The sequence below is a fragment of the Paracoccus sp. TD-10 genome (assembly GCF_048270675.1).
GTDB lineage: Bacteria > Pseudomonadota > Alphaproteobacteria > Rhodobacterales > Rhodobacteraceae > Paracoccus > Paracoccus pantotrophus.
Genome location: NZ_CP182420.1, coordinates 672,586 through 687,584, shown reverse-complemented (window position 1 = coordinate 687,584; position 14,999 = coordinate 672,586). Strand labels below are relative to the sequence as shown.

The following is a 14,999-nucleotide window of genomic DNA, read 5'->3' as shown; positions in this document are numbered from 1 at the left end:
TCCGGCCGATTCCATATTCCTGATATTCGACTCGACATCGCAGCCAAGCAAACAAAAAATACAACTTGTATGCGAACGAGGTTTTCTGCGGCGGAGTTGGACACCAGGAATAAATCATGTCGCGCTCCACAGTCGTGGCAGCACAGGATGGCTCATTGCAGCTCCTCGTGCAGCAGCCCTTTTGGGAAGTTCTGGTAGCTTACGGGGCGCAGGAAGCGGCGGATGGCCATGGTGCCGACCGAGGTGGCGCCGAAATTGGTGCTGGCCGGATAGGGGCCGCCGTGGACCATGGCGTCGCAGACCTCGACGCCGGTCGGGAAGCCGTTGACCAGCACCCGCCCCGCCTTGCGCTCCAGCACCGGCAAAAGCCCGCGCGCCGCCGGCAGGTCGGCCTCGTCCATGTGAAGCGTCGCGGTCAGCTGCCCCTCGAAGCCGCGCGCCAGGCGCCGCATCTCCTCCAGGTCGCGCACCCGCACCACCAGGCCGAGCGGGCCGAACACCTCCTCGCCAAGCGCGTGGTCCTGCAGCCAGGCCGCGCCCGTGGTCTCGTAGAGATTCGGGCTGGCCTCGCGGCCCCGGCTTTCGGTGGAAAGCAGCGGCGTCACCGCATTGCGCGCCTCGAAGCGCGCCTGGCCGTCGCGATAGGCGCGGGCGATGCCCTCGGTCAGCATCACCTGCGGGCCGACCTGTTCCAAGGCGGTCCTGGCGGCCGCGGCGAAGCGGTCGGCATCCGCCCCGTCCAGGACCACCGCGATGCCGGGATTGGTGCAGAACTGCCCGGCCCCCATGGTCAAGGATCCCGCCCAGCCGCTGCCGATCTGTTCGGCGCGCGCGGCCAGCGCGGCGGGCAGCAGGAACATCGGGTTCACGGATCCCAGCTCGCCGAAGAACGGGATCGGCTCGGGGCGCGCGGCGCAGAGGTCGAACAGCGCCCGACCCCCGGCGAGGGAGCCGGTGAAGCCGACCGCCTTGATCAGCGGATGCCGGACCAGCGCCTCGCCCACCTTGCGGTCGCCGCCCTGCACCAGGCTGAAGACGCCCGGATGCGTGCCGGTCCTTGCGATGGCGGCATGGATGGCCTCGGCGACGATCTCGCCGGTGCCGGGATGGGCGCTGTGGCCCTTGACCACCACCGGGCAGCCGGCCGCGAGCGCGGCGGCGGTGTCGCCGCCCGCCGTGGAAAAGGCCAGCGGGAAGTTCGAGGCGCCGAAGACCGCGACCGGGCCGATGGGCCGCTGCACCATGCGGATGTCGGGCCGCGGCAGCGGCTGGCGGTCGGGCAGCGCCGGGTCGTGGCGGCGGTCGAGGTAATCGCCCTTGCGGATATGCGCGGCAAAGAGCCGCAGCTGGCCCACGGTGCGGCCGCGCTCGCCCTCAAGCCGCGCCTCGGGCAGGCCGGTTTCCTGGCAGCCGATCTCGGTGATCGCCTCGGCGCGGGCCTCGATCTCGTCGGCGATGGCCTCCAGCAGCGCCGCCCGTTCCTCGCGCGGGGCCTGGCCGAAGGACCAGAAGGCATCCTCGGCCGCCTCGCAGGCCCGGTTCACCAGCGCGACCGTGCCGGCCGAAAACGCATGCGAGGGGCCATGCGCCGGGGCGCTGGCGAAACGCTGCTCGCCGGCGACCCAGTCGCCACCGATCAGGTGCTTGCCATGGGGGGTGAAGACCATCGCCGATCCTTCCTTTCAAAATCACCGGCAGGGGCCCGGTCCCGGATGGGCCTCAACCGCCTTTGAATTTTTGTATATTACATGTATGCAAGAAGTCAATCGCGGATGAACCGCCGTGCCAGAGAGGAAAATCATGGAACAGACACTGACCTTCGAGGCCCTGCGGGAGCGCATCGAAAGGATTTTCCGGCAGGCCGGGATGAACACGGTCCAGGCTGCCTCGCTTTCGCGCGTGATCGCGGCCGGAGAGCGGGACGGGTGCAAGTCGCATGGCATCTATCGGATCGAAGGCGTCCTGCGCACGCTGAAGGCCGGCAAGGTCCAAGGCACGGCCAAGCCGGAACTCGATCCGGGCAGCGACGGGGCCGTCGTGCGGGTCAACGCGCAGGGTGGCTTCTCCAACCCCGCCTTCGAGCTTGGCCTGCCCGTCCTGGCGGATCGTGCGAAGCAATTGGGACTGGCGGCGCTGGTGATCAATGACTGTACCCATTTCGCCGCCCTGTGGCCCGAGGTCGAGGCGGTCGCGGATCACGGCCTTGCCGCGATGGTGATGTGCCCCAGCTATGCGACCGTGGCGCCGGCCGGCGGCACGCGGCCCCTGCTGGGCACCAATCCCTTCGCCTTCGGCTGGCCGCGGCAGGGGCGCGAGCCCTATGTCTTCGACTTCGCGACCTCGGTCGCGGCCCGGGGCGAGATCGAACTGTACCGGCGCGCCGGCAAGCCCTTGCCCGAGGGCTGGGCGATGGACGCATCGGGCCGGCCCACCACCGATCCCGAGGCGGCGCTGGCCGGCGCCATGCTGCCCTTTGGCGGGCACAAGGGATCGGCCATCGGCACGATGATCGAACTGCTCGCGGGCGTCATGATCGGCGATCTGACCAGCCCCGAGGTTCTGGATTTCCTGGGCACCACGACGCTTGCACCCTTTCACGGAGAGCTGATCCTGGCCCTGTCGCCCGAGAAATTCGCGGCCGGCCGCGAAGGCGATCCGTTCGCGCGGGCCGAGCTGCTGTTCGCGGCGATCCAGGGCCAGGGCGCCCGCCTGCCCTCGCAACGCCGGTTCGTCGCGCGGCAAAAGACGCTGGCAGAGGGGATCGCCCTGACCGGGGCAGAGGTCGCGCAGCTTGACCGCCTGCTCGAACTGGGCCTCGACGCGGTCGCCTGAGGCGAAAGGAAAAGGCCCTTCCGCTACCGGAAGGGCCTCGGGCCGCGGCGGTCAGGCGGCGTATTTCTGCACCGCGCCCGGCTGCTTGCTCCATTCCGCATACCAGGTCTTGAACTGGTCGAACTGCTTTTCGGCCCAGACCCGCTGGCTGGGGGTCAGCTCGTCGGTTTCATTGAAGTGCAGGCGGTATTCCGCCTCGCCCTGCAGGACCATCATGTGCTTGTAATACAGCACCAGGTCGGTCCCCTCGTCCCAGGAGGACAGCACCTCCAGCGCCTCGCCCAGTTCCTGCGCGCGCTGCCGCGCGTCCACATCACCGGCGGCCGCCGCCTTCGACAGCGCGACGAAATGCAGGATTTCCTTGGGGATGACATTGCCGATGCCGGTGATCGTGCCGGTGGCGCCGCATTTGACGTAGCCGTGATAGACGCCGGTATCGACCCCGGCCATCAGGATCACGCTTTCATCGGCGCTGGTGATGTGCTCGGCGGCATAGCTCATCGCCTTGGCGCCGCCGAATTCCTTGAAGCCGACAAGGTTCGGATGCTCGGCACGCAGCGCGAAGAACAGGTCCGCCTTGGTCTCGAACCCGTAATAGGGGCTGTTGTAGATCACCGCGGGCAGGTCGGGCGCAGCCGCCAGGATCGCCTTGAAATGGTGGCGCTGCGCCGTGGCCGAGGCACCACGCGACAGCACCCGGGGAATGACCATCAGCCCTGCCGCGCCGACCTTCTGCGCATGGGCGGCATGGGCCACGGCCAGGGCCGAGTTCACCGCCCCCGTTCCCACGATCACCGGCAGCCCGGCCTTGACCAGCCGTTCCACCCCCTCCATCCGCTGCGCATCGGTCAGAAGCGGCCAGTCGCCCATCGAGCCGCAATAGACCACCGCCGACATTCCCGCCGCGATCAGTTCCTGCCCCTTGCGCACCAGGGCGTCGTAATCGGGCCGGCGGTCGGCGGTGCAGGGTGTCATCAGGGCGGGAATGACGCCGGTGAAGATCTGGGTGTTCATCGATGATGGCTCCTTCTGTCGCGCAGGGGCGGGATGGCTGATTCTCTCAACCACCATTTTAGTCTTTGCATTTTATTTGTCGACAAAGAATCGACGTGGCGCCTACAGCGGCAAGGATTGTCGCTGGTCGCGGGCCAGGAACTGCTGGATCTGGCGGACGATCTGGTCCGCATGCGCCTTTGCCAGCCGGTCGCACAGCTCGACATCCCGTGCCGCGATCGCCGCGATCATCGCTTCGTGCTCATCGACATATTCGCGCGGCAGGCGGTCATTGAACGACTGGTAATACAGTCGCAAAAGCCGGCGCCCTTCGTCCAGGAGGCGCAGGAACAGGCCGGTGTAATAGGGATTGCGGCCGGCCTCGGCGATGGCCGCATGCAGGTCGCGATTGGAGGCGATCATCGCCAGCGCGTCCTGCGCCTCGACCGCGGCGGTGAACCTGGCCTGATGCTCGCGGATGATTTCCAGATCGGCGGGCTGGTGATGGCTTGCCGCCAGCCTGGTGGTCACGCGATACATCAGCGTCAGGGCGTCGAAGAACGTGTGCATGTTGAGAAAGTCGATATTGGCGACCATGGTCGAGCGGTTCGGCAGCGTCTCGACCAGCCCCTCGCCCGCCAGCCGCACCAGGGCCTCGCGGATCGGCGTCCGGGACATGCCGAAGCGTTCGGCCAGCTGCACTTCGTCGATGGGGCTGCCCGGCGGCAGGACCAGATCCAGGATTTCGTCGCGCAGCGAGTCATAGACCAGCTTGACGCCCGATCCGCGCCTGCGCTCGGGAAAGGTCTCTGTCTCGGCCATGGCGCAACTCCTGAAAATGCCGTCAAGCAACGTCGACAACTTGAATACTTAGAGTTTGCTGGCCGTTCAATCCTCCTGCGAGCTTTGCCCATGAGCACAGGAGCCTCCGTATGAGCGCGGGATTGCTTTGCCAGAAGGCGTACTTGGCAGGGCGCTGCCACAGGATATTCGATCTGGAAAAGATCTGCCGAACCGGTCAGCCGGCTACCTATGCTCGACCAGGATCGGGTGCGGCCCTCATTTGGCGGAGCCTACAGCGCCTCGATTTCATCACTGCAGAGAGCTTGGCGGGCTTCTGCCCTCGTCGTGCAGAGCGTGCGGGCCGGAGCAGCTGATTCGCATCTCTTCGTCAGCAGGCTCCTGCTGGAGGGTCAGGAGGACGCCATTTCATCCCGTCTTTGCACCACTTGCCCTCCTTTGACGCACCGTCGTCCTTGGCGGCAATCTTATCCGTGCCGTTGTACCGGGCCAAAGCCGGCGCATTGGCATGTCATTTCAGAATATGCCCCGACGCCCGCCGCTTCCCGGCGAGATTATCTCGGCATCATGTGCTCGACCTCTGGCGCGGGGAGGAATCGCCAGGCCCGGCGCGGCCCGGCCATGACGTTGAGGTAGTAGAGCTCGAAACCGTGGGGGGCGCCGCAGGGGTGGTGGCCGCGGGGGACCAGCACCACATCGCCATCCTTCACCGCCATTGTCTCGTCCAGCGACCCGTCATCGGTATAGACCCGCTGCACCGCCCAGCCATCCCTAGGGTTCAGGCGGTGGTAATAGGTCTCCTCCAGATAGGTGATGCGGGGGAAATCGTCCTCGTCATGGCGGTGGCTGGGATAGCTCGACCAATGCCCGGCAGGGGTGAAGACCTCGGTGACCAGCAGCGAGTCGCAGAAATCCTCGGCCTCCATGGCGATGTTGTTGATGAAGCGGGTGTTGCTGCCCTCGCCGCGCTGGGTCAGCGCGATGCCCTCGGGGCCGATGCGCCGCGCCGCGTGCCCGCCCCGGCCGGGGGCCGAGCAGACCGCGATGGTGCAATCGGTCTCGGTCACCGCCTCCCAGCCTTCACCGTTCGGGACATAGAGGCAATGCGGCGGCGTCTTCTCGAAGACATCCATGCGCTCGCCCAGCACGCCCCAGTCCTGCCCGGCGGCCCGGATCCTGGCCTTGCCCTCGACCATGACCAGGACGACCTCGCGATCCCCGGTCGCCTCGGCGGCAGTTTCCCCGGCCCGCAGCCGGTAGAGCGAGAAGCCGACATAGCGCCAGCCGGCGGATTGCGGGGTGATCTCATGCACCTTGCCATGGGTGCCGAAGGGGCGGCGGAGCAGGCTCATCGGTCCTCCTTGCGGTTCAGGAAAAGCATCACGAAAAGATAGGCCCCCGCCGCGCCGAACAGGATCGCCCAGAAGGCCGAGCCGCTGGCGGCCTCGAACCCCGCCCAGGCGAGCGGCAGCAGGACGCAGAGGACACGGACCCGGAGCGGGCGAAAGAACGGGTGGCGGGGATCGACCAGCACGGGATCAGCCCCTGTCGAGGCCCGCGGCGCGCGCCGCCGCCTTCAGCGACTTCAGGCCGAGGGACTGGTATTCCAGCGGGTTATATCGGCCAGGATCCTGCTCGGCCTCGATCACCAGCCAGCCGTCATAGCCGGCCTCGGCCAGGATCTTCAGCAGCGGCTGGAAGTCGATGGCGCCCTCGGGATCGCCGGGCACGGTAAAGGCCCCGGCCAGCACGCCCTGCAGGAAGCTCATGTCCCGGGCGCGCACCTCCTCGGTCACGGCGCGGCGGATGTTCTTGGCGTGGAAATGCGCCACCCGGCCGACATGCTTTCTCAGCACCGCCTCGGGATCGCCGCCGCCGAAGGTGCAATGCCCGGCATCGAACAGCAGATGCGTCGCCGGCCCGGTCGCGGCCATGAAGGCGTCGATCTCCTCGGGGCTCTCGACCACGGTGCCCATGTGGTGGTGATAGGCTAGGGTGATGCCCTGCCCGGCCAGATAAGCCGCGAATGCCTCCATCCTGCGGCCGAACTCGGCCATTTCCGCGGGCGTCAGGCGCGGCCGGGCATTGACCGGCACGTCGGGCCGGCCATGCACGGTGTTCGAACATTCGCAGGCGATGCAGACCTTGCAGCCATTGGCCCTGAGCCTGGCCAGATGCTCCTGCACCGCCGCGATCTCCGCCTCGACCGAGCGGGTCAGCAGCGCGGTCGAATACCAGCCCGAGACGAATTTCAGCCCGTAGCGGCCCAGGAGCTCCTTGAGCGCCTGCGGGTCCGAGGGCCAGCGATGGCCGTTCTCGATGCCGTCGAAGCCGATGACCTCGCCCGCCTCGTGCAGGATCTGCTCGGTCGGGATGTGGGCGCCGATCGACGGGTCGTCGTCATTGGCCCAGGCGATGGGATTGGTTCCATAGCGGATCATGGCTGTTCCTCAGTCGAAGATGCGTTGCTTTGCCGCGTTGGCGTCGTAGCGCGCGCGGGCCTGTTCAAGCCGCGCGGGCCCGCCGGCCTGGGGCACCGCGACGTCCCACCAGTGCCCGCCCACATCCAGCCCCGGCACCGCATCGGTGTCGATCACGATCACCGTCGGGATGTCGCGGGCGCGCGCCGCGACGATCCTGGCCTCCAGATCGGCGATGCCGGCGGCCTTTTCGGCATGGGCGCCCATCGAGGCGGCATGGGCCACGAAGTCGATCTCGGGCTGCGCCGCGACATTGCTGTCCTTGTACATGTTGTTGAACTCGGCCCCGCCGCATTCGATCTGCAACCGGTTGATGCAGCCATAGCCGCGATTGTCGGTCAGAACCACGGTGAAGGGCACGCGGCGCATCACCGCCGTCGCCAGCTCGCTGTTGGCCATCATGTAGCTGCCGTCGCCGACGAAGCAGATCACCTCGCGATCCGGCGCGGCCAGCTTGATGCCCATGGCGCCCGCGACCTCGTAGCCCATGCAGGAATAGCCGTATTCCATGTGATAGCCGCCCGGCGCCGCCTGCCACAGAACCTGGAGCGCGCCGGGCATGGTGCCGGCCGCGCACATCGCCACGGTATTGGCGCGCGCCACCCGCTGCACCGCGCCGATCACCTGCGCATCGGTCGGCAGGGCATTGCCCTCCGCCGGCGCGGCGGTCACGCGGGCCACCGCCTCATGCCAATCCCGCCGCGCGGCAGGATCGTGCCAGTCGAAGCGCCGGTCGCCCAGTGCCGCGCCGATCCGCTGCAACGCCACCCTGGCATCGCCGACCAGCGGCGTGGCGCCATGCTTCTGCGCGTCGTAACCGGCCAGGTTGATCGACAAAAGCCGCCGCCCCGGCTCGGCGAAGACCGTCCAGGAGCCGGTGGTGAAGTCCTGGAACCGCGTGCCGAGCCCGATCACCAGGTCGGCCCGCGCGGCCAGCTCGTTCGCGCAGGCCGATCCGGTCACGCCGGGCGAGCCGAAGTTCAGCTCATGCTCCCAGGACAGCGCCGACTTGCCGGCCTGGGTTTCCACCACCGGGATGCCGTGGCGGGTCGCGAAATCCGCCAGCTCCGCCTCGGCGCCGGAATAAAGCACCCCGCCGCCCGCGACGATCACCGGCCGCTTCGCGGCGGCGATCATGCGCACCGCCTCGGCCAGTTCGGCCGGGTCGGGCTCGGGCCGGCGGATGCGCCAGATCTTCGGCTCGAAGAAGCGTTCCGGGTAATCGAAGGCCTCGGCCTGCACGTCCTGGCAGAAGGCCAGCGTGACCGGGCCGCAATTCGCCGGGTCGGTCATCACCCGCAGCGCCCGGGGCAAGGCGGTCAGCAGCTGCTCGGGGCGCTGGATGCGGTCGAAATAGCGGCTGACCGGGCGGAAGCAGTCATTGGCGCTGACCGTGCCGTCGTCGAAATCCTCGATCTGCTGCAGCACCGGGTCGGGACGGCGGTTGGCAAAGACATCGCCCGGAATGAACAGCACCGGCAGGCGGTTGACATGCGCCAGCGCCGCCGCCGTGACCATGTTCGTCGCCCCCGGCCCGATCGAGGAGGTCACCGCCATGGCCCGCCTGCGCCGCATGGTCTTGGCATAGGCGATGGCGGCATGGGCCATGGTCTGCTCGTTCTGACCGCGCCAGGTCGGGAAGGCGGCGCCGATGCCGTGCAGCGCCTCGCCGATGCCGGCGACATTGCCATGGCCGAAGATCGCCCAGCAACCCTCGATGAACCGTTCGCCCTCCTCGGTCATCTGCACGGAAAGCCAGCGCATCATCGCCTGCGCCGCCGTCAGCCGGATCGTGTTGCCGCTCATCCCCTATCCTCCCGGACCAAGGCCGGTCCTTTTCCGTTTTCCAAATACCCTCGGGTGAATTGGCCGCAGGCCAAGAGGGGCGAAGCCCCGGCGCATGAAAGCCCGCTCATGCCGCCTGCCGCCCGGCGGCGCGCGCCTCGTCCCAGATCGCGCACAGGTTTTGATAACGCGCCGCCATCTCCTGCACCGCCTCCTCGTCGCCGATGCGGCCCGCCAGCCAGTCCCGCGCCACCGCACCGAAGATCGTCCGGCCCACGGCAAAGCCCCGCACCAGCGGGAACGCCGCCGCGACCTTGAAGCTGGCGGCCAGCTCCGCCTCGGGCGCCTCCAGCCCCAGCACCACGATGCCGCGGGTGTGGCGGTCGTGTTCCTCGATGGCGTCGATGGCATTCTGCCAGGCGGCCGCGGTCGTCATCGGCTCCAGCTTCCACCAGTCGGGCCGGATCCCGGCGCCATAGAACCGCCGGATCAGCGCCGCGGCGGTCCCGTCATCCACCGGCCCGACCTTCGAGGGGATGATCTCCAGCAGGAACTCCAGCCCGTTGCGGCGCGCGGCCGTGAACAGGCGCTTGACGGTTGCCTCCTGGGCGGCGCGCGTTTCCGCGTCGTCCTCGGGATGGCAGAAGCACAGCACCTTGACCACGTCCTGGCGCGCCCATTCGGCCAGCCCGCCGCAATCCGGGCCCAGTTCCGGTTCCAGCTCCAGCGGCCGCGAGCCAGGGTCTTCGCAGGGCCGCCCGATCCACAGCCCGGTCCCCGAGGCCGCATGCAGCGCCCGCCGCCCGATGCGGTCGTCGCAGAGGATGCCGTAGCCGGGCCGGCCATCCTGCACCCGCAAGGCCGCGCGCAGGCAAAGCTGCTTGAAGGCGCCGCCCTTCTCAAGGCTGTAGCCCGCCATCTCCTCGAGCTGGGCGCGATGGTCGAAGGCAAAGACCCGCAGCGTGGACCAGTCCCCGGCGCCCGGACCCGTGCGGGTCGTGGCCCAGTGCATCTGTTCCAGTTCCGCGTCGTTGCGCAGGTCCGGCCGCAGCACGCCGCGCCCCAGGAAGAACTCCAGCTCCGCCAGCGACGGATAGGCCGGGGTGCAGCCATGGCGCGAGACCGCAAACGCCCCGCAGGCATTGGCATATTCCAGCGCGCGCGGCCAGCCCTCGCCGTCCAGCCAGCCCTTCAGCAGCCCCGAAAAGAAGCCGTCGCCCGCGCCCAGCACGTTGAAGACCTCGATCGGGAAGCCGGGGCCGGTCTGGCCGCTGTCCCAGCCGTCGATCGCGCCCTCGAAGGCCACCGCGCCGGCCGCGCCGCGCTTGCAGACCAGCGTGGCGGCGCTGACCGCCCGCACCGCGCGCAGCGCCGCGATGGTGTCGGTCGTGCCGCCGGCGATGTGGAATTCCTCCTCGGTGCCGACGATCAGGTCGAAAAGATGCAGCGTCGATTGCAGCTTGGCGGTCACCGCGGCGCTTGCGACAAAGCGGCTTTCGCCCGCGCCATGCCCGGCCAGGCCCCAGAGGTTCGGGCGATAATCGATGTCCAGCGCCGTCTTCGCGCCATGCTTCCTCGCCAGGTCCAGCGCCTTCAGCACCGCCGCCTCGGTGCGCGGATGGCTCAGATGCGTCCCGGTGGCCAGCACCGAGCGCGCCTCGGCGATGAAGCCCTCGTCGATGTCGTCCTCGCTCAGCGCCATGTCGGCGCAGTTCTCGCGATAGAAGATCAGCGGGAAGCTGTCCTCGTCGCGGATGCCCAAGAGCACCAGCGCCGTCAGCCGCTCGGGATCGGTCGCGACGCCGCGCACATCGACGCCCTCGCGAGCCAGCTGCTCGCGGATGAAGCGGCCCATATGCTCGTCCCCGACCTTCGTGATCACCGCAGACCGCAGCCCCAGCCGCGCAACCCCGCAGGCGATATTCGTCGGAGACCCGCCCACATACTTCGCAAACGACCCCATGTCCTCCAACCGACCCCCGACCTGCTGGCCGTAAAGATCAACCGACGAACGGCCGAGCGTGATAACGTCAAGCGTCTTCATGGATATCCTCCTGCACGCGCACCGGCCTGCCCTGCGAGACGGCCATGGCATGAATGATGCGCTCGATCTGCAGCCCTGCGGCGAAGTCCGGCCCCGGATTGGGCGCACCGCCGATGGCGGCGACCAGGTCGCGGCATTCCACGACCTTCTGTTCGTTGAAGCCGAAATTATGGCCCGGTGCCGGGCAGAAGGCGGCGAAATCGGGCTGGCCCGGGCCGGTCAGGTGGCGGGTGAAGCCCGGCTCGTCCGCGCGATGGACCCACAGCTCGTTCATGCTCTCCTGGTCGAAGACCAGCGTGCCACCGCTGCCATGAACCTCCCATTGCAACCGGCATTTGCGGCCCCGCGCCACGCGCGAGGTCGCAAACGACCCCTGTGCGCCCGAGGCAAAGCGGATCAGCGCCAGCGCGCTGTCCTCGTTTTCCACCGCGCGCGGGCCCTCGGGCGAAGGCCGCGTGGGCACCGCGATCTGGGTGATGGCCGTGACCTCGGCCACCGGGCCCATCAGCGCGACCATCTGGCTGACCAGATGGCAGCCCAGGTCGCCAAGCGCGCCAAGGCCGCCGCCCTCATGGGTCATCCGCCAGGACCAGGGCAGGTCGGGATCGGCGGAATAATCCTCGTCATAGACGCCGCGGAAGGCCAGCGGCCGACCGATGGCGCCATCGGCGATCATCGCCCGCGCGGCCTGAAAGGCCGGGCTGCGCAGGTAGTTGTAGCCCAGCATCGTCACCTGGCCGGGATGGGCGGCGGCCAGCCGCGCCATCGCCTCCGCGTCATCCAGGGTCAGCGCCATCGGCTTTTCCAGCCAGACATGCTTGCCGGCGCGCAGGGCGGCCTCGGCCATCGGGCGATGCAGCCCGTTCGGCGTGGTGATCGAGACCACGTCCACCGCCGGATCCGCCAGCGCCACCTGCCAATCGGCGCTGGCGCGGGTGAAACCGAACTGCGCGGCCATCGCCTGCGCCCTGTCTTCGGGCGTGTCGCACAGGATCTCCAGCCGGGGATGGGCGCCGCCGAAGACCGTGGCGACATTGCGCCATGCCATCGCGTGGCACTTGCCCATGAAGCCGGTGCCGATCAGCGCCACGCCAATGCTCTGCCCGGCCGGCATCAGATCGTCCCCCCGAGGCTGCTTTCCAGCTGCGCCAGTTCCTGCCCCCCGGCCATCAGATCCTGCAATTCGGTGGCGTCGATCTCGCCCTTCTTCGCGGTTCCCAGCGTCTGGCCGCGATTGAGCACCGTGAAGCGGTCGCCCACCGCCAGCGCGTGGCGGACGTTGTGGCTGATGAAGACCACGCCGACGCCCTGGCTGCGGACCCGTGCGATGGTGGCCAGCACGTTCGAGGTCTGGCGCACGCCAAGCGCGCTGGTCGGCTCGTCCAGGATCAGCACCTTGGCGCCGAAATGGACCGCGCGGGCGATGGCGACGGTCTGGCGCTCGCCGCCCGACAGGGTGCCCACGGCCTGGTCGGGGGCGCGCAGGTTGATGCCCATGCGGCGCATCTCTTCCATGGTGATGCGGTTGGCGGCCTCCAGGTCCAGGCGCTTGAACGGGCCGCGTCCCTTGGTGGGCTCCCGCCCCATGAAGAAGTTGCGCGTCACGCTCATCAGCGGGATCATGGCCAGGTCCTGGAACACCGTGGCGATCCCGGCCTCCATCGCGTCGCGGGGGCTGTCGAAGGACATCGGTTTGCCCTCGAAGGTGATCGTGCCCCCGGTCGGCTTGTGGACGCCAGACATGGTCTTGATGAAGGTCGACTTGCCCGCGCCGTTGTCGCCCAGAAGGCAGTGGCATTCGCCCGGCCGCACGTCGAAGGTCACGCCGTTCAGGGCGATGACATTGCCGAAATGCTTCTTGATGTTTTCCATGTGGATGATGGGTTCGGACATCTCAGCGTTCCCCCGTCACGCGCTTGCGGATGGCGTTGTTGAACACCACGGCCAGGAGCAGCATCCCGCCCAGGAAGACCTGGAACCAGTCCTGGTCGAAGCCGGTATAGGTCAGCCCGATCGTGACCATGCCGAAGATGATCGCGCCGAAGAAGGCGCCGATGGCGGAACCGTAGCCGCCGGTCAGCAGGCAGCCGCCGATCACCGCGGTGATGATCGCCTCGAATTCCTTCATGAAGCCGCGCCGCGCATCGGTCGAGCCCGAGTCGATCACGGTGATGATCGCCACCAGCGCCGCCGCGCAGGCGGTCAGCATGAAGAGCGAGATCTTGACGCGGCGGACCGGCACGCCGGAATTCTGCGCCGCGTTCCGGTCGCCGCCGGTGGCGAAGATCCAGTTGCCGGCGGGCGTGCGCAGCAGCACCCAGGTGGCGACCAGCGCGAAGGCGATGAACCACAGGATCTCGACCGGGACGCCCGGCACCGTCGGCGCGCCCGAGCGCAGCTTGCCGATCCAGCCCATCTCGGCCATCCAGCGAAACAGCCCGCCGAAGGCGTCGCCCGAGAAGACCGGCGCCAGCCAGTCGCCCGACACCGCCTCGCGCACGCCGCGCAGCTGGGTCGAGCCGCCGGTGAACATCTTCAGCCCGACCAGCGAGGCGCCGCGCAAAATGAACAGGAAGGCCAGCGTCACGATGAAGCTGGGCAGGCCGGTGCGGATCACGATGGCGCCGTTCAGCGCCCCCATCGCGGCAGCAAAGCCCATGGTCAGCGGAATCGCGAAGATCAGCGGCAGGCCCATGTTGACCACCAGCACGCCGAAGATCATCCCGGCAAAGGCCACCATCGAGCCGATGGACAGGTCGAACTCGCCGCCGATCATCAGCATGGCGGCAGCGATGCCCAGAATGCCCAGCTGCGCGGCGGGCGTCAGGAAGTTCATGATGCCGGGCAGCGTGAACATGGCCGGGCTTGCGGTGATCAGAAAGAAGATGGTGACCAGCACCACGCCGCCCATCGCGCCCAGTTCGGGACGCTTCATCAGTCTGGTCGCAAGAGATTCAGCCTTGATCCGCTCGTCCGCGGATGGGGTTCTGTCCGAGGCCATGGGTTTTCCCCTCCCCTTCATCGGTTCCGGATGGGGCGGGCACGCGGCAAGGCGCGCCCGCCGGATGCGTGGCGGATCAGCGGATGCCCTGCGCCGACAGGTCGATCACCTGCGCCGCCGCGTCCTCGCCCACCAGGTTCGGTCCCGATGGCACGTCGCCCGCCGGGATCAGGCCATAGCTGGCATGCAGCGCCAGGAACGAAACCGGCAGGTAGCCCTGCAGGAACTGCTGCTGGTCGATGGCGAAGGCGGCCTTGCCGTCGGCCACGGCCTGCAGGAAGCCCGCCGACAGATCGAAGCTGGCGACGCGCACGTCCTCCAGCATCCCCAGCGCCTCGACCGCGGCCACCGAGGGCTCGCCCACCATGCTGGCGCCCAGGGCCAGGACGGTGTCCACCTCGGGATCGGCCTCCAGCGCGGCGCGGACCTTGGACTGCACCTCGGCCGGGTCCATCTGCGTCGGGATCACCGAGACCGGATTGCCGAAGCCTTCCGCGAAGCCCTCGCAACGCTGGTCCAGCGAGACGTTGCCGACCTCGTGGTTGACGCAGATGCCCTTCGTGCCGCCCAGCTCGGCCAGCTTCTCGCCCGCCGCCTTGCCGGCGTCGTATTCCGACTGCCCGACATGCAAGAGCACGCCCAGGTCATGGGCCACGTCGCCGCCCGAGTTCATCGAGATCACCGGGATGCCCGCATCCACCGCGCGCTGGATCGACGGCCCCAAGGCATCCGCATCGGGGATCGACACGACCAGCCCGTCGGGCTGCTGGTTCACGGCGGCGTCGATCAGCTGGCTCATCTGGACCATGTCGAAGGTCTCGGGCGCGCGGAAATCGACGTTGGCGCCGGTATCCTCGCCGGCCTTGGCGGCGCCGTTCTTGACCACCGACCAGAACGGGTCGTTGGCCTGGCCATGCGCCACGACGACGATGTTCTGCGCCAGGGCGCCCCCCGCCAGCAACAGCGAAACGGCGGTCGCGGCGGCACCAGTTGCGTATTTCATCTTGTCCTCCCAGTTTTTACAGATCTTGACCGGCTGACCCCTCCGCCAGCCAGCATCCGG

General features: G+C 68.3%; 13 protein-coding genes. 1 reads left to right on the top strand and 12 read right to left on the bottom strand.

Annotated elements, in window-relative coordinates; genetic code table 11:
- Positions 1-152: 152 nt before the first annotated feature.
- The gene (locus ACNKFW_RS22050) at positions 153-1,667 is read right to left on the bottom strand and encodes an aldehyde dehydrogenase (NADP(+)) (RefSeq protein WP_024844601.1); all 1,515 of its coding nucleotides are present in this window, start codon (positions 1,665-1,667) and stop codon (positions 153-155) included.
- A gap of 133 nt (positions 1,668-1,800) precedes the next feature.
- On the opposite strand from ACNKFW_RS22050, the gene ACNKFW_RS22045 reads away from it, so the two are divergent.
- Positions 1,801-2,832 carry an Ldh family oxidoreductase gene (locus ACNKFW_RS22045; protein WP_333483948.1) on the top strand — a complete coding sequence of 344 codons (1,032 nt, stop codon included), beginning with the start codon at positions 1,801-1,803 and terminating at the stop codon, positions 2,830-2,832.
- A 51-nt stretch (positions 2,833-2,883) separates the two neighbouring features.
- On the opposite strand, the gene ACNKFW_RS22040 is transcribed toward ACNKFW_RS22045, so the two are convergent.
- From ACNKFW_RS22040 to ACNKFW_RS21990, 11 genes are all read right to left on the bottom strand, one after another.
- Positions 2,884-3,846, bottom strand: a complete 963-nt coding sequence (locus ACNKFW_RS22040; RefSeq protein ID WP_024844599.1) for a dihydrodipicolinate synthase family protein — start codon at positions 3,844-3,846, stop codon at positions 2,884-2,886.
- A gap of 102 nt (positions 3,847-3,948) precedes the next feature.
- Positions 3,949-4,647 carry a GntR family transcriptional regulator gene (locus ACNKFW_RS22035; protein WP_028710535.1) on the bottom strand — a complete coding sequence of 233 codons (699 nt, stop codon included), beginning with the start codon at positions 4,645-4,647 and terminating at the stop codon, positions 3,949-3,951.
- 533 nt (positions 4,648-5,180) lie between these two features.
- The gene (gene iolB, locus ACNKFW_RS22030; RefSeq protein ID WP_028710536.1) at positions 5,181-5,978 is read right to left on the bottom strand and encodes a 5-deoxy-glucuronate isomerase; all 798 of its coding nucleotides are present in this window, start codon (positions 5,976-5,978) and stop codon (positions 5,181-5,183) included.
- The gene (locus ACNKFW_RS22025) at positions 5,975-6,160 is read right to left on the bottom strand and encodes a hypothetical protein (protein ID WP_024844597.1); all 186 of its coding nucleotides are present in this window, start codon (positions 6,158-6,160) and stop codon (positions 5,975-5,977) included. The genes iolB and ACNKFW_RS22025 overlap by 4 nt, the downstream gene beginning before the upstream one ends.
- Before the next feature lie 4 nt (positions 6,161-6,164).
- Positions 6,165-7,067: a myo-inosose-2 dehydratase gene (gene iolE, locus ACNKFW_RS22020; protein WP_418025658.1), complete on the bottom strand. Its 903-nt coding sequence runs from the start codon at positions 7,065-7,067 to the stop codon at positions 6,165-6,167.
- 9 nt (positions 7,068-7,076) lie between these two features.
- The gene (iolD, locus tag ACNKFW_RS22015) at positions 7,077-8,912 is read right to left on the bottom strand and encodes a 3D-(3,5/4)-trihydroxycyclohexane-1,2-dione acylhydrolase (decyclizing) (protein WP_418025657.1); all 1,836 of its coding nucleotides are present in this window, start codon (positions 8,910-8,912) and stop codon (positions 7,077-7,079) included.
- Positions 8,913-9,018: 106 nt separating this feature from the next.
- Positions 9,019-10,935 (bottom strand): bifunctional 5-dehydro-2-deoxygluconokinase/5-dehydro-2-deoxyphosphogluconate aldolase, encoded by a 1,917-nt coding sequence (locus ACNKFW_RS22010; protein WP_418025655.1) that lies wholly within the window; start codon positions 10,933-10,935, stop codon positions 9,019-9,021.
- Positions 10,922-12,049: a Gfo/Idh/MocA family oxidoreductase gene (locus ACNKFW_RS22005; protein ID WP_333483820.1), complete on the bottom strand. Its 1,128-nt coding sequence runs from the start codon at positions 12,047-12,049 to the stop codon at positions 10,922-10,924. The genes ACNKFW_RS22010 and ACNKFW_RS22005 overlap by 14 nt, the downstream gene beginning before the upstream one ends.
- Complete coding sequence (locus tag ACNKFW_RS22000) at positions 12,049-12,828, bottom strand: ATP-binding cassette domain-containing protein (protein WP_333483821.1); 780 nt, start codon at positions 12,826-12,828, stop codon at positions 12,049-12,051. Before ACNKFW_RS22000 ends, ACNKFW_RS22005 begins: the two co-directional genes overlap by 1 nt.
- Before the next feature lies 1 nt (position 12,829).
- Positions 12,830-13,936 carry an ABC transporter permease gene (locus tag ACNKFW_RS21995; protein ID WP_024844591.1) on the bottom strand — a complete coding sequence of 369 codons (1,107 nt, stop codon included), beginning with the start codon at positions 13,934-13,936 and terminating at the stop codon, positions 12,830-12,832.
- A 76-nt stretch (positions 13,937-14,012) separates the two neighbouring features.
- On the bottom strand, positions 14,013-14,939 hold the full coding sequence (locus ACNKFW_RS21990) for a sugar ABC transporter substrate-binding protein (protein ID WP_024844590.1): 927 nt from the start codon (positions 14,937-14,939) through the stop codon (positions 14,013-14,015).
- Between the last annotated feature and the right edge of the window lie 60 nt (positions 14,940-14,999).

What these genes read in the sequence shown, in the direction of transcription:
- iolD (WP_418025657.1), bottom strand. Translation starts at nt 8,912, where the DNA reads ATGAGCGGCAACACGATCCGGCTGACGGCGGCGCAGGCGATGATGCGC.
- iolB (WP_028710536.1), bottom strand. Translation starts at nt 5,978, where the DNA reads ATGAGCCTGCTCCGCCGCCCCTTCGGCACCCATGGCAAGGTGCATGAG.
- ACNKFW_RS22050 (WP_024844601.1), bottom strand. Translation starts at nt 1,667, where the DNA reads ATGGTCTTCACCCCCCATGGCAAGCACCTGATCGGTGGCGACTGGGTC.
- ACNKFW_RS22005 (WP_333483820.1), bottom strand. Translation starts at nt 12,049, where the DNA reads ATGCCGGCCGGGCAGAGCATTGGCGTGGCGCTGATCGGCACCGGCTTC.
- iolE (WP_418025658.1), bottom strand. Translation starts at nt 7,067, where the DNA reads ATGATCCGCTATGGAACCAATCCCATCGCCTGGGCCAATGACGACGAC.
- ACNKFW_RS22045 (WP_333483948.1), top strand. Translation starts at nt 1,801, where the DNA reads ATGGAACAGACACTGACCTTCGAGGCCCTGCGGGAGCGCATCGAAAGG.
- ACNKFW_RS22035 (WP_028710535.1), bottom strand. Translation starts at nt 4,647, where the DNA reads ATGGCCGAGACAGAGACCTTTCCCGAGCGCAGGCGCGGATCGGGCGTC.
- ACNKFW_RS21990 (WP_024844590.1), bottom strand. Translation starts at nt 14,939, where the DNA reads ATGAAATACGCAACTGGTGCCGCCGCGACCGCCGTTTCGCTGTTGCTG.
- ACNKFW_RS22040 (WP_024844599.1), bottom strand. Translation starts at nt 3,846, where the DNA reads ATGAACACCCAGATCTTCACCGGCGTCATTCCCGCCCTGATGACACCC.
- ACNKFW_RS22000 (WP_333483821.1), bottom strand. Translation starts at nt 12,828, where the DNA reads ATGTCCGAACCCATCATCCACATGGAAAACATCAAGAAGCATTTCGGC.
- ACNKFW_RS22010 (WP_418025655.1), bottom strand. Translation starts at nt 10,935, where the DNA reads ATGAAGACGCTTGACGTTATCACGCTCGGCCGTTCGTCGGTTGATCTT.
- ACNKFW_RS21995 (WP_024844591.1), bottom strand. Translation starts at nt 13,936, where the DNA reads ATGGCCTCGGACAGAACCCCATCCGCGGACGAGCGGATCAAGGCTGAA.